Raw genomic sequence first — 13178 nt, 5'->3', positions numbered from 1 at the left:
AAATTGATAAAGCTTTCTAGATTCATGGTAAGGAGGGGACTGGTGAGGATGCTCTTAATTTGCAGCACCTTCCTAAGAAGATGAGTGATATGAGAAGTGCATATAACCGAATTTTTCGTATTGATACAGAATCAGAAAATTTGTCGGATCAGCAGTTAATCTTTCTTTCAAGGAATAAATCAAAAAGCCCAAATTTAGAAAAACCTATAAAAGAAATGGACTTTGAAGAAAACCAAAAAGGATATGGTACGTCTATTTCCGAAAAAAAACCAAAATCATTTCCATTAATTTTACCGCCTCCTGCAGTGGAAGCCCGCCAAATAAGCCAAACTAATATACTGCCTGAAAAAACATCCGATAAGGGTAATGTAGGGAAGAATATTGTACCTGCTAAAGAAGAAGCAAGGATGGCCAAGAAAAAAATTAAAACTGCCTAAATACCTAAATGAAATGCTGACGCCCTTTTCACCTATGCTGAGCTGGACCCCTTCTTTACCAAGTACGTATACTAACCATAATATTTTTCTTAACGATACAAAATCCACTCAAAGAAAAGGTAATATATCATCTGCTGAGGCAGTTCAAGCTGAAGAAACAATCATGCGTTTTCATCAGGAATTGATACAATCTGAAAACGAAAGCAAATCATCATTAAACCATGAAAATTTAACAAATGAGAATGCTCTAATAGAAGACACGGACCTGACTCAGGAATTTATCAGTATGCTAGAATCCTCAGAGACTCTCCAGAAAGCTGAATCCACGGATGATCTCTCATTCGGCTTTGAAATGGAAAAATTTAAATCAGAAGATGGGAAACTTGAAGTAAGTACTCTTGCTAAAAACGGCAATATTTTATCAGAACCCGCGAATTTCTTTGAGGAGGACTTTGCAGCGATGCTGGAAGAGTCTTCTTCTTCGGATAATGAGTCAGTTAACATTCCTTACCGTCAAGATGAAGCATTTGCGCTGCTTTTAGATGCCTCTTATAACCATAGCGAATCTTCCTCCTATAATCATAAAAACATGGACTATGACCGCCATAAAATTGAAGTTGATTCACTTGAACCAGATGATTCACATCCAACTTTAGAAGATTCACTTAACCCTAAATGGCAAGGAAATTTCAGTGAAGAGTCATCCAGTTATGAAGGAGAATTCTCCCTCCTTCTGAAAAAAGCCTGTAGCTTACTTGATGAGAAGTGCGCAGACACAATACCACTACAGGAGAGGTTTTTGGCTTTATTGGAGGAGTCATCTGATAGTAATCATAAGTTTCTTGAATTATTAAATGAGGAGTTTTTCTCATCCAGTGAATGCGGAGAATCCGAATCACCTTATGACAGAGAGGAAGTGAAATATAATAAAGTATCATCTTTGCTTGAACACTTTTCGGCTATGCTTCAAGATGTTATTTCAAATGAAATTCCCAATTCTGAAAAGGCCGAACCCACTTCACTCCCATCAGAATCTGGGAGTGAAGAAGTAAGCAAAAATGAATTTTCAGCCGAATGCGAAAGTACAAATCGACTCAGTGATGCGCTCTATGATCATTTGGAGGAGTCCTCTTCCAGCAGCATTATAGAAGAAAACACGCGATCTACTAAAGAATCTTTCCGGAAAGGGGTTATTGTTAAACTTCCTGTTTTAATTGGCAAAACAGATATGGAGGTTCAAATCTTTGATTGCTTTCCAATGAACATACATGCAAAGCATATAACTAAAATGGAATGGTCAGTAGAATCATTGAGCTGTAAGGTTCTTCTTCCCTCACAAACGGTTTTTGTTAAAGGGATACTCATAGCTGATATTATGTTCGCTGCTGATAAACAGTTGAAAAGCATCAGGATACCACTCTCAATAGATGAATCCATCAAGCTGGATTGGATTTGCACTCCAGAATTACCGCTTCCTTCGCGTATAAATGAGTTCATATTTCAACATGGAAATGCACACGATTACCATATAGAGTACTTTCAGCAATTTTCCGAGGAAATCACATGTAACCTGAATAAAATCCATATTCTCTGGCACGGAGATATATCGGGAGATGCGGGTATAGAAATACTGGGTAAAGCTATTTTATCAGTCGATTTTTTTCAGAAGCAATTTATACAAATTTAAAAGAGGGTATCTCAAAAGAGACCCTTTCCTTTTTTCAGCCTCATTCTTAGCAATTCATGTTAACTGATTACCCTGTCTGCTTTTCATAGAAAAAAGGCACCTGTAATCGGTACCTTTTCTCCTTTTAAGTTATTACTCTTCCTCTGTAACTGGGGCGGGAGCTGCAGTGAATTGAGTCTGCGATAATCTGATTACAAGGTTAATGTCATCTTTTTCAGTAAATTTGTTAAATTTACCCCATTTATCAAAGTTCGCTAAGAAGTTGCCTTCTGTTAAATTCCAGCTGACTAATTTGCAGCGAATTGGTTCATTCAGGAACTCAAACGTATTGGAACCAAAGGTGCATCTGTCAGCTCCCATACCATCTTTTGCAAGTTCCCTGATTTCTCTGGCATCACTATTCTTTGAACTTAAAGCAGGAATCGGAATAGCAACAGGCAAAGTTACACGAGTGAAACACTTGAATGGAACATTTACCATATAGTCTTTAACATATCCGTCACAGTCTTCAACATATTGGATATTTTTATGAATATATCCTTCTATAAACAATTTTACGTCAGTTGTTGTTGTACCCTCTGCAGGGCGAAGAGGAATGGCTTCACATTGAGTAAGGAAAATATTTTTTCTGATCACTTTAATCTCTGATGCATAATCCGGAAGATGAATATCGGATTCAGTAAGAGCTTGAATAGGGACTTGTCCGATTACAACATCTACTTCTGTACCTGCTACTACCGCACCTGAAACTTCGCAAAAGTGATCATGTGATTTAGCTGTATCGCAAACTGGCATATCTGGACATTTACCATGAGAATGCCCTTTGCCACAGCCGCAACTATTATTTTTTCATATTATAAACTCCTTATCATTTTATTTAGTCAAATTCAATTAAGCTCTGTTCTGTTTCAGAAAGCTTAATATCTTCTGACTTACTACTTATATATGTAAGGAGTAATGGATTTGAATGGACAAGTTCATTAGGTCAAATAATCAATTTATCATTTTTGCAATAAAAACAGCATATGCGGAGAAGGCTGATTTTTCACATCTTATTTCACTCCTAACAATCGAGCGTCAAACATATGTCCATTTCCACACACGCCGCCATATCTTTCTCCTTCCCTTCTCTATTAATATTATGTTCCATGAGGATAAACGGCGTAAAGCATTAGAAGAGCAATCTTAAATAGAGAGTCCATCAAGCTGGATGCGATTTGTGACCCTGAATTGCCGCTTCCATTATGTGAAAATAACTCGATTAGGTATAGAATACTATCAACAACCTTTGTATGATATTACTTGTAAATTGAAAACGATCCTGGTTACTCAGGTATGGAGATTTATCGAAAGATGAGGGCTTGAGAATAATTGTGGAAAGCTGACTTAACAGTTGATTATCACCGGAAGCTATTTAAAATGGGGGTAACTCCAAAAAAGACCGTTTCCCTTTTTTTAGCTAATCATTAGTTAGCAATTACCAGATATATCCCGCAGTCCTTCAAAGAAAAAGACACCGGAAATCGGTGCCTTTTTCTTTATAAGTTTATGACCAACCTCTGCAATTAAGCCCCATTTGCAGTAAATTGAGTCTGCGATAATCTGAGTACAAGATTAATATCATCTTTTTCAGTAATTTTGTTGAATCTTCCCCATTTATCAAAGTTACTTAAAAAGTTAGCTTCAGTTAAATTCCAGCTTACCAATTTACAGCGAATAGGCTCATTCAAGAATTCAAAAGTATTGGAACCAAAAGTACAGCGGTCAGCGCCCATACCGTCTTTGGCCAATTCTCTGATTTCACGAGCATCACTATTCTTAGAGCTAAAAGCTGGGATTGCGATTGGAGTTGGCAAAGTAACTCGTGTAAAGCACTTGAATGGAACATTTACCATATAGTCTTTAACATATCCGTCACAGTCTTCAACATATTGGATATTTTTATGAATATATCCTTCTACAAACAATTTTACGTCAGTTGTTGTTGTACCCTCTACAGGGCGAAAAGGAATCGCTTCGCATTGAGTAAGAAAGATGTTTTTTCTGATTACTTTAATATCTGAGGCATAATCAGGAAGATGAATTTCCGATTCAGTAAGAGCTTGAATAGGGACTTGTCCGATAACAACATCTACTTCAGTACCTGCTACTACGTCACCTGAAACTTCGCAAAAATGATCATGTGATTTAGCTGTATCGCATGCTGGCATTGGTGGACATTTTCTTGAAGAATGGCCTTTGCCACTGCTACAACCATGGTTTTTTCTCATATTTTACACTCCTTATAAAGATTATTCAGCCAAATACAAACAAGCTTTAAATGATTCCATAAGTCTGCTTTCATTTGACTTACTATATATATATGTATGAGTGATGACTTGGAATGGACAAGTATAGTAGGATAATTAATCAATTTGTCGTTCTATAAAAAAATAAGCAAATGCGGAGAAGATTACTTTTCGTAATTAAAGATCATATTCTCCAAATAAAAGAAGTTATACCTGCACTAATGCAATCTCGCCTGACGCCAGTTAGGTATTTTATCATGTTTTTTCTTATTCCTTGTTTTAAATTCAAATTATTGGCATATTTTCTGGTATAATGGATTCAAGAATAAATATGCGAATATTCTAACTAAATATTGAGTGGACGAGGCGATTTTTTTGCTGATATTCTTCAAGGTTGCAGTTTGGATTATTGTCGCTTGTCTCGGTTTTTATGTTATTTCTGTCTGGTTGTGGGAAAAGAAAGTAAAAGAAAGAATGCCCGTCATTCGGAAAACCTGGTATATCATTTATGTACTTGGTGCAGTTGTTTATTGGACGAACAAACCAGATTCCATTTTTACTGATTGGCAGAACTACCTCATTGTCGCGGTTATATTTGCTCTGGTTGATGCCTTTGTTTTTCTGGGTTCCTATCTGAAAAGAGTTGGAAATAACGAGTTGGCTACTGACACAAGGGAATTGCTCGAAGAAAACAGTGATTTGCTGAATTCACACATGAATAAGCTTAAATCGTTTCAGTATTTATTGAAAAATGAGCCCATTGAGATTTATTATGGAAACAAGGAAGCATATCTCGCCGGCATTGAAAAACTTCTGGCAGACTTTGCGGAAAAAGTGGATATGAAGATATCCTTATGCAAATACACAACAGAGGAAGAAAAGGACTATCTGCTTGAGCACTACACCGAAAAAGCTTTGATTCATAGCCGTCTGGACCGCAGAGAAGTGTATTATGATGCTGAAGAAAAGCTGGCGCTGATTCCTTTTTCCATTCTTGAAGATGACTATGTAATTAAACTTACCTCCGATCAATTTGTTACAGAATTCGACTACTTGCTTTTCACTTCACTCATTTCAATATACGATCTAATGCTCCCTGCCGAACAGGAGGACGAAGACCATGAAGGATCCAGCGGATAAAAAAACGGAGAATCATGAGATACATTCTAAAAACACTATGAAAACGCTCAAAAAAATCCCGGATCAGCCTGCCGGGATTTGAAGTAAGTCCCCACACCGAACGGATATTAAAAAAGAACAAAAGATTAATAAGCGTTTATACCAAAACAAAGGCTTGAGCATACTATATGGCGTGGAAGGAAATTTCTTCCGCGCCCTATTCATGTTCAATTGAAGGGGACATATAATAAAGATAAAAAGGGCTGATTCCAATGAAAAAACTGACCAAGAAAGTGAAAAATATTAACTTCCCCACATTCTCGGTTTCGCCATATACCAAAAACCTCTCAAAAAAAACAGAGGCCGCCATACAGGATTTAAACAAGGGGCTCAAACCTCCGAAAAATAATGCATAAAAAAACCGCCTTGCAAAATAAGACGGTTATTTTATAAAAAGCTTCACTTTTTTCAATGCATCTTTTGTAGTCGGATATCGGAATGGCAAATCGAATTTGGTGGTTTGCTTCAGTATGCTTTTTTCATGTGAGAACACATCAAAGCTTCCCTTGCCATGATAAGCTCCAATCCCGCTCTCCCCTACTCCCCCGAAAGGCAGATACGGTGAACTAAGATGATAAACGGTATCATTAATGCATCCCCCTCCAAAGGAAATGCTGCTTAGAATCTGGTTTTGGACATCCTCACTTTCAGTGAAGATATATAGCGCTAAAGGTTTCGGGCGTGCTGTAACCTCTGAAATCATTCCGGACAAGTCATCATATTCCAGCACCGGCAGAATTGGTCCAAATATTTCATCCTGCATGACCTCATCAGCCCATGTAATATCCCCAAGTACAGTTGGTTCTATGGTGAGAGAGCACCAATCATGCCTTCCCCCGTGAACAGTGGTGCCATCGGTTAAAAATTTGGTGAGACGGCTGAAGTGCTTCTCACTGACGATTCTCGTGAATTGGCCGGATGCAATCGGGTTCTTTCCATAAAACTCCTGAATAGATTGTTTTAATTCTTTCAGGAATTCATCTTTAATTCTGCTGTGAACATAAATATAATCCGGAGCCACACAAGTTTGGCCGGCATTAATATATTTTCCCCAGGCAATTCTCTTCGCAGCAAGTTTCAAGTTGGCATCTTCATGCACGATGCACGGGCTCTTCCCTCCCAATTCAAGGGTAACAGGAGTAAGGTGCCTGGATGCTGCTTCCATGATGATTTTTCCGACAGGGACACTGCCTGTGAAGAAAATATAATCGACCTTTTCATTTAATAGGGCTGTGCTTGTTGCTGCGCCGCCTTCAACAACTGAAATAAATTCTTGAGGGAAATGATTGCTGATCATTTTTGAAAGCAATGCCGAAGTCTGCGGGGTCAATTCCGATGGCTTCAGGATGGCGCAATTCCCTGCGGCTATCGCTCCGATCAGGGGTGCAATCGCCAGCTGGAAAGGATAATTCCAAGGAGCTATGATTAGCGCAACTCCATATGGTTCAGGATATATGCAGCTTTTCGAACCGAATTGTGCAATCGATGACTTCACTTTTCTGGGTTTGGCCCATTTTTTTAAATGTTTCAAGGTAAAACGGATTTCCTCCAGGAGGATTCCAATCTCAGTCAAGTACGCATCGAACTCACTTTTATTGAGATCCGCCTTTAACGCATCCATCAATTCCTGCTCATGCTGCTTAATGACCGAACGAAGCTTGCCGAGCGCTTCCATTCGGAATGTGACATCCTTTGTTTTACCCTGGGTGAAGAAATTTCTTTGTTTTTGAATGAGATCCGCGTAGTTTTCCATGGAATACCTCCAGATGGGGCTATGTTTTAAGGTTATATTATCATCTTGGCTGGAGGAAATACATAAATAGGTATACTCCCATTGCAAAAAAAATGCCGGCCATAAGGTCCGGCTTTTGAAAATTTATCTCGGCAGCTTGAAGAATTCACTGCTTTCACTATAGTTTCCTGCCAGCCTTCCAAGAGGCTGCAGTTTTTCTAAATTCACTTTATAATTACCGAGGTAGTAATCATCGTCAATATGATAATGTACCATTCTCCCAATAATAAGGTGATCGCTTCCCAGCTTAATAATTTGTTCGAGTTTGCATTCCATATGGATTGGTGCTTCTTTTACCCTCTTAGGGGCGACTAAATGACTTTCAGCAGCGGAAAGCCCTGCTGTTTCAAACTCATCAGCATTACTCGGGAGATTCTCTGCACTTTTTTGCATTTGGTTTCCTAATGGCGCGGGAACTACATTGATGACAAACTCTTTTGTCGCCCGGATATTGACCAATGTATCTTTTTCTGTACCTTCCCTCTCGCCAACCCCGGGACCAATAGAAAAACAGAGCATAGGAGGATTTCTTGAAGCAACACTGAAAAAACTGAAAGGTGCGAGATTCTGGCTGCCATCCTCAGATACTGTGGAAACCCAGGCAATCGGCCTTGGGACGACAGATCCGGTTAATAATTTGTACACTTCTTTTTCTCCAAGTTCCGAGGGATTAAATTCCATTCGGATCACTCCTTCCATTTTTAAATAACAAAGTTATTCTTTTTATTCATAATCATTAATGTTGTCAGTAAAGTAAAAACTATAAACATCATACCTGTGATTAAAAACCACCCGGAAGAAAATTGCCCCGTCTGATCCACGATTAAACCAAATAATGGCGGAATGATAATGGCCCCGGCTGACCCTAGAGTGATACTGATCCCGCTTGAGATGCCAGCTTGTTCTTTCGGCACCAATTCACTTGCAAGATTCATCCAGATTCCATTGAAGCCTGAAGCTGCAAATCCAAAGAGAGCTGTAATGGGAGCCATTACCCAAAAAGGGGCTGAAGTAATGACCGCAGCTGACGTACTGGCCAAAGCGGTCATTATGGTAATGATCATTAGGATCACAACACGCTTTCCTTCAAATAGCCTGTCGCTAATGATTCCCCAGGCAACCCTGCCAATAGTTCCGGATATTTCAGATATAACCAGGAGAATACCTGATAAAAAGATGGAAATATTCAGCTGTTCATAGGCAAATAAAACAATATACGTATTTAAGCACATTTGTGTGCCATTCAAACCGAGAGCACTAAAGCTTATCAGCATCAAAGCTTTATTTTTAAACATTTTAAACATTGATTTGTAAAATTGGAGCAAACTCATGCTGCTGCCTTTCGCTTGCTCCAATTCAGGCGGATCCCGGTAAAAATGATAGGAGACGAAGCCGCCCGCCAATAATAGAAGGCAAGCCGTAAGAAGTACAAATCTCCAGCCAAAAGTTACACTAAGCGGAAGCAGTATCAAACTGGCCAGAGCTGATCCTGCTGTGATGCCAGTTTGTTTTATTCCCATTGCTGTGCCCCGCTGTTTGAGCGGGAACCAATAAATGATGCCTCTATTTGTGATCGGGTGCATGGATCCATACCCAATTCCGCCGATAACAATTAATAACAGGACAAGCCAGAAATCATGAAGCAATGTCATGAACAGAAAGCCTAACCCCATTAAGGCCGACGCCAGGACCAATAATTTACGGGATCCTGCAAGGTCAGTCAGAAAGCCGGCTGGAACTGAAATGATCGCCTGGCCCAAAAGAGAGCCGCCGGGAGCATGCCGATTTGCGACTTGGTCAGGGAAAGATCCTCCCCGATTAAAACTCCCAAGGGTCCAATGCTTCTGCCAACAAATGCTACCATCAGCTGTGCCAGCAGAAGAAATAATAGCATTTTCCATGGATTTTCATTGCTGGCAAATTGCTTTTCTGCCAGTGAATTACTCATAATTTATCATCTCTTTTTTGGCTTTTATGCCTTTAAATTGAGTGCAGACAAATCTTCCTCCAGAACTTTGCTCTTTGAAACAGCAGGACCTAATAGAGAACCTGCAATACAGATAAAGAAGTTCAATCCTAATCCAATGACGCCGCCGTGAATTCCATAGATGGTTTTATAGCCTGTAAGAGTAAGCAATCCTGCTAATATAGCGCCTGCCAGCATCCCCCAGAAGACAGCCTTTCCTGATAAACGCTGCCAATATAAGCCCAGTACAAAAGCCGGGAAAACCTGAACAAGCAATTCGAATTTTAGGACGAAAATTTCATATAGCGTTCCCGGTGGATTCCAGGCAATCCACAGAAGAAAGATGATGGCAATGATTCCGCACACTTTTCCGACCATGACCTTCTTATGTTCAGTTGCTTTAGGATTGATGAATTTTCCATATACGTCATTTGAGAGCATGGATGAAAAGCTGAGCAAAACTGAGTCGGCTGTAGAAATAATGGCAGCAACAATCCCGCCAAAGAAGATGATCATAATCCAGTAATAAAATGGATTAATGGCAGCGATCTCATTGGCCATCAGTCCTACGAGCTGTTCAGACCCAGTCTTATCCAGTCCAGGAAAAAGCATAATTCCAATAATGCCTACCATAAATACAAGCCCAGTTGTAATTGGCGGCATCCATGCCATGCGGGCAAATGATTTCTTCAGGGTTTTCTCGCTTTGCGCAGAATATATTCTTTGAACAGCATGCGGATAAATACTTGCTCCCAGTCCAACAAGCAGGAGCATACTCAGCCAGTTGATATTCACTTCCATTGGAGGGACTGCCGTTTTTGCAGGCTCCAGATCTGCTACATACCTTGTAACATCAGAAAAATTGCCTCCGACGAGATACAAGCCGCCGATGAGGAAGACAATGATTCCGATCATAAGAACAATACCCTGCATAACATCCGTAAAAGCAACTGCCTTCATTCCGCCCATCCACTCATAGGCAAGCATAACAGCTACAAAGACGATAACAGCTATTTGGTATGGGATTGTTCCGCCTGTCATCCCTGATACAGCCTGGCCGATTGCTACAAGCTGTTCTAAAAGATAGTTTCCAAGCCCCCAAAGCATAAGAAAAATACTAAGCAATGTGACTGCTTTCGATTTGAAGCGGTGATCGATCCAGTCAGTAGGTGTAACAAAGTTTCTTTTCTTTGCAATGACATATAATCTTGGTGCAAACAGTAAATAGATTCCGATAATGATTGTCATAAATGAAATGGACTGAATCCACGAGAAACCTGTCCTATATGCTGTTGGGGCATATCCGACAATGGTATTCCCGCTATATTGCGTCGCATATAAGGTGAAAAAGAGTGCGATAAAACCGAGATTCCTTCCGGCAAGATAGTACCCTGAAAGACTGTGATGAAGGTTCTTCTCACCTCTGCCCGATAAGTATCCAATTAACAGCATGATTATGGCAAAGGCTGATAAAATAATGATCCCATCTGTGCCTGCAAAAGCTAAATCATTCATGATTTATCCCCCTTTGCTTTTTCGGCTTCTTCCTGTTCCTCTACGATATTCCACTCATTCACACAAAGCCAGCTTAAATATCCGCACATGATAATGGAAAAAGCTGTCGAAATAAATGCCCATAACGGAAACCCTAGAATATAGGGCTCAGCTGCTGCATCCGGAAAATACCAGGGTACTACTCCAAGTGTAATGATGGCGAGGACTATCCAAATCCATTTTTTTCGAATAGGTTCTTTTATCGTTCTGTTTTCCATATGGCTTCCTCCCTTTTGCTGAAATTTTAAACCTCCAGCTTATAGAAAATCTTATGTGCCGATTCATAGGAGTCAATTAATTCAGCTGATTGAAGCGTGGCCCCGATTTCGTCCAGCCCCTTTAACAGCTGATCTTTTCGATAAGAAACGATATCGAATTCGACCATGTACCCGAAGGAGTCCTCAATTCTTTGATTCTCTAAATCTACGCTCAGCTGATAACCAGGTGATTCATTGCTTTTTTGAAACAAAACTTCAATATCCTTTTCAGGCAAGACTATTGGCAGGATGCCATTTTTAAAACAATTATTATAGAAAATATCTGCGAATGATGATGCCAGGATCACTCTAATCCCATATTCTGCAATCGCCCAGGGTGCGTGCTCTCTGGATGAGCCGCAGCCAAAGTTTTTCCTTGCCAGCAGAATCGGTGCATTCCGGTAAGGTTCCCGATTTAGAATGAAATCCGGTTTTTCCCTGCCATCTTCGTATCGCCATTCGTAGAAGAGGAATTCGCCAAACCCAGTTCTTTCAATTCTTTTTAAAAACTGTTTTGGAATGATGGCATCTGTATCAACATTTGCAGCATCAAGTGGAGCAACTATGCCTGTAGATCTGGTAAAAGACTTCATTGTACACTGACCTCCTTGCTATATTTAACAGGCCACTCCCTTACATCTATAAACCGGCCGGCAATCGCTGCAGCAGCAGCCATTTCAGGACTGACCAAATGGGTCCTCGCATTTCTTCCCTGCCTGCCTTCAAAATTCCGGTTGGAGGTCGATGCACAGCGTTCTTCCGGAAGAACCAAATCCTCATTCATACCGAGGCACATGCTGCATCCTGCTTCTCTCCATTGAAAACCGGCGCTGATAAAAATTTGATCTAGACCTTCAGCTTCTGCCTGCATTTTTACAAGCTGTGAACCAGGAACAACTAGCGCTTCCACCTGTTCAGCAACTTTGTAACCGTTTACGATTTTTGCCGCTTTTCGAAGATCTTCTATTCGGCTGTTTGTACAGGAGCCGATAAAGACTTTATTGATTCCTATTTCTGTAATGGGTGTTCCTGGCTGAAGGCCCATGTACTTTAATGCTTTTTTAGCTGGTCCTATTTGATCTGCAGGCAGATCTTCCATTAGCGGTATAACTTCTGTAATACCTGCCACCTGGCCTGGATTTGTCCCCCAGGTAACCTGCGGGATTATTTCATCTGCATTAAAGTCAGCAGTCAGATCAAATTCGGCATCTTCGTCAGTATAATATTTCTTCCATTCTGCAAGAGCCTCTTCCCACTCCATTCCATCAGGAAATGCTTGTTTCCCTTTCAAATAATTGAAGGTTTTTTCGTCAGGCTGAATCAGTCCTGCCCTTGCTCCCATTTCAATGCTCATATTGCAAATGGTCATTCGCTCTTCCATTGTTAAATTACGAATCGCTTCACCGCGATACTCCACAACATAGCCAGTAGCAAAATCGTGGCCATAATTTCCAATGATTGAAAGTATAAGATCTTTGGCAGTAGTTCCTTGCGGCAAAGTGCCATGTATATTAATTGCTAATGTTTTGGATTTAAATTGCTTTAATGTCTGAGTGGCAAGGACATGTTCTACTTCACTTGTGCCAATGCCAAAGGCAAGTGCCCCGAAAGCTCCATGTGTAGAGGTATGGCTGTCACCGCAGACAATGGTCATCCCGGGCTGTGTTAAGCCAAGCTCCGGGGCAATGACGTGTACAATACCCTGATTTCGGCTATCCAGGTCAAAAAGCTGTATGCCAAACTCCCTGCAGTTGTTTGCCAGAGCGTCAACTTGCTTTTTGGCGATTTGGTCTTTAAAAGGAAGAGAACGGTCGGTTGTTGGGATGCTGTGATCCATGGTAGCCACAGTCAGATCCGGCCTTCTCACTTTGCGATTCTTAATTCTTAAGCCTTCAAATGCCTGTGGTGATGTGACCTCATGCACTAAATGAAGATCAATGTACAAAAGGGAAGGCTGATCCTGTTCATCCACGACTACATGTTTTTCCCAGATTTTCTCATATAAGGTCCGCCCCATT

The 13178-nt window shown here is 40.4% G+C and carries 15 protein-coding genes; 5 read left to right on the top strand and 10 right to left on the bottom strand.

Translation table 11 applies throughout. From position 1 onward, the window contains the following. Positions 1–59 precede the first annotated feature (59 nt). Together M5V91_RS07900 and M5V91_RS07895 are read left to right on the top strand one after the other, a co-directional pair. Positions 60–437 (top strand): hypothetical protein, encoded by a 378-nt coding sequence (locus tag M5V91_RS07900; protein WP_284521976.1) that lies wholly within the window; start codon positions 60–62, stop codon positions 435–437. After that, complete coding sequence (locus tag M5V91_RS07895) at positions 382–2124, top strand: hypothetical protein (RefSeq protein WP_284521975.1); 1743 nt, start codon at positions 382–384, stop codon at positions 2122–2124. The genes M5V91_RS07900 and M5V91_RS07895 overlap by 56 nt, the downstream gene beginning before the upstream one ends. 132 nt (positions 2125–2256) lie before the next feature. On the opposite strand, the gene M5V91_RS07890 is transcribed toward M5V91_RS07895, so the two are convergent. Further along, on the bottom strand, positions 2257–2919 hold the full coding sequence (locus M5V91_RS07890) for a CsxC family protein (protein WP_284521974.1): 663 nt from the start codon (positions 2917–2919) through the stop codon (positions 2257–2259). Between the two features lie 172 nt (positions 2920–3091). On the opposite strand from M5V91_RS07890, the gene M5V91_RS07885 reads away from it, so the two are divergent. Further along, on the top strand, positions 3092–3313 hold the full coding sequence (locus tag M5V91_RS07885) for a hypothetical protein (RefSeq protein ID WP_019381059.1): 222 nt from the start codon (positions 3092–3094) through the stop codon (positions 3311–3313). A 376-nt stretch (positions 3314–3689) separates the two neighbouring features. Here the strand turns inward: M5V91_RS07885 and M5V91_RS07880 are convergent, their stop codons facing one another. Beyond that, complete coding sequence (locus M5V91_RS07880) at positions 3690–4394, bottom strand: CsxC family protein (protein ID WP_284521973.1); 705 nt, start codon at positions 4392–4394, stop codon at positions 3690–3692. 393 nt (positions 4395–4787) lie between these two features. On the opposite strand from M5V91_RS07880, the gene M5V91_RS07875 reads away from it, so the two are divergent. Both M5V91_RS07875 and M5V91_RS30360 read left to right on the top strand, forming a co-directional pair. Then, positions 4788–5552 (top strand): type II toxin-antitoxin system SpoIISA family toxin, encoded by a 765-nt coding sequence (locus M5V91_RS07875; RefSeq protein ID WP_284521972.1) that lies wholly within the window; start codon positions 4788–4790, stop codon positions 5550–5552. A 62-nt stretch (positions 5553–5614) separates the two neighbouring features. Continuing rightward, on the top strand, positions 5615–5710 hold the full coding sequence (locus M5V91_RS30360; RefSeq protein ID WP_369425983.1) for a type II toxin-antitoxin system SpoIISB family antitoxin: 96 nt from the start codon (positions 5615–5617) through the stop codon (positions 5708–5710). Between the two features lie 263 nt (positions 5711–5973). Here the strand turns inward: M5V91_RS30360 and M5V91_RS07870 are convergent, their stop codons facing one another. The 8 genes from M5V91_RS07870 to leuC form a co-directional block, all read right to left on the bottom strand. Next, a complete protein-coding gene (locus tag M5V91_RS07870) occupies positions 5974–7344 on the bottom strand; it encodes an aldehyde dehydrogenase (RefSeq protein WP_251174549.1) in 1371 nt (456 codons plus the stop codon). 123 nt (positions 7345–7467) lie between these two features. Beyond that, positions 7468–8064 (bottom strand): flavin reductase family protein, encoded by a 597-nt coding sequence (locus tag M5V91_RS07865; protein ID WP_009334433.1) that lies wholly within the window; start codon positions 8062–8064, stop codon positions 7468–7470. Between the two features lie 20 nt (positions 8065–8084). Beyond that, complete coding sequence (locus M5V91_RS07860; RefSeq protein WP_284521971.1) at positions 8085–9143, bottom strand: MFS transporter; 1059 nt, start codon at positions 9141–9143, stop codon at positions 8085–8087. Continuing rightward, positions 9104–9331 carry a hypothetical protein gene (locus M5V91_RS07855; protein WP_284521970.1) on the bottom strand — a complete coding sequence of 76 codons (228 nt, stop codon included), beginning with the start codon at positions 9329–9331 and terminating at the stop codon, positions 9104–9106. The genes M5V91_RS07860 and M5V91_RS07855 overlap by 40 nt, the downstream gene beginning before the upstream one ends. A 24-nt stretch (positions 9332–9355) precedes the next feature. Further along, positions 9356–10864 carry a sodium:solute symporter family protein gene (locus M5V91_RS07850; protein WP_009334431.1) on the bottom strand — a complete coding sequence of 503 codons (1509 nt, stop codon included), beginning with the start codon at positions 10862–10864 and terminating at the stop codon, positions 9356–9358. Then, positions 10861–11121, bottom strand: a complete 261-nt coding sequence (locus M5V91_RS07845; protein ID WP_019383158.1) for a hypothetical protein — start codon at positions 11119–11121, stop codon at positions 10861–10863. The genes M5V91_RS07850 and M5V91_RS07845 overlap by 4 nt, the downstream gene beginning before the upstream one ends. A 26-nt stretch (positions 11122–11147) precedes the next feature. Beyond that, the gene (gene leuD / locus M5V91_RS07840; protein WP_251174547.1) at positions 11148–11753 is read right to left on the bottom strand and encodes a 3-isopropylmalate dehydratase small subunit; all 606 of its coding nucleotides are present in this window, start codon (positions 11751–11753) and stop codon (positions 11148–11150) included. Beyond that, on the bottom strand, positions 11750–13177 hold the full coding sequence (leuC, locus tag M5V91_RS07835) for a 3-isopropylmalate dehydratase large subunit (protein WP_251174546.1): 1428 nt from the start codon (positions 13175–13177) through the stop codon (positions 11750–11752). The genes leuD and leuC overlap by 4 nt, the downstream gene beginning before the upstream one ends. Position 13178 lies beyond the last annotated feature (1 nt).

The organism is Cytobacillus pseudoceanisediminis (assembly GCF_023516215.1).
GTDB classification, from domain to species: domain Bacteria; phylum Bacillota; class Bacilli; order Bacillales; family Cytobacillaceae; genus Cytobacillus; species Cytobacillus pseudoceanisediminis.
This window is presented reverse-complemented; position numbering and strand designations above follow the sequence as displayed.

What these genes read in the sequence shown, in the direction of transcription:
- M5V91_RS07890 (WP_284521974.1), bottom strand. Translation starts at nt 2,919, where the DNA reads ATGCCAGTTTGCGATACAGCTAAATCACATGATCACTTTTGCGAAGTT.
- M5V91_RS07885 (WP_019381059.1), top strand. Translation starts at nt 3,092, where the DNA reads ATGGACAAGTTCATTAGGTCAAATAATCAATTTATCATTTTTGCAATA.
- M5V91_RS07880 (WP_284521973.1), bottom strand. Translation starts at nt 4,394, where the DNA reads ATGAGAAAAAACCATGGTTGTAGCAGTGGCAAAGGCCATTCTTCAAGA.
- M5V91_RS07870 (WP_251174549.1), bottom strand. Translation starts at nt 7,344, where the DNA reads ATGGAAAACTACGCGGATCTCATTCAAAAACAAAGAAATTTCTTCACC.
- M5V91_RS07865 (WP_009334433.1), bottom strand. Translation starts at nt 8,064, where the DNA reads ATGGAATTTAATCCCTCGGAACTTGGAGAAAAAGAAGTGTACAAATTA.
- M5V91_RS07855 (WP_284521970.1), bottom strand. Translation starts at nt 9,331, where the DNA reads ATGAGTAATTCACTGGCAGAAAAGCAATTTGCCAGCAATGAAAATCCA.
- M5V91_RS07850 (WP_009334431.1), bottom strand. Translation starts at nt 10,864, where the DNA reads ATGAATGATTTAGCTTTTGCAGGCACAGATGGGATCATTATTTTATCA.
- M5V91_RS07845 (WP_019383158.1), bottom strand. Translation starts at nt 11,121, where the DNA reads ATGGAAAACAGAACGATAAAAGAACCTATTCGAAAAAAATGGATTTGG.
- leuD (WP_251174547.1), bottom strand. Translation starts at nt 11,753, where the DNA reads ATGAAGTCTTTTACCAGATCTACAGGCATAGTTGCTCCACTTGATGCT.
- leuC (WP_251174546.1), bottom strand. Translation starts at nt 13,177, where the DNA reads ATGGGGCGGACCTTATATGAGAAAATCTGGGAAAAACATGTAGTCGTG.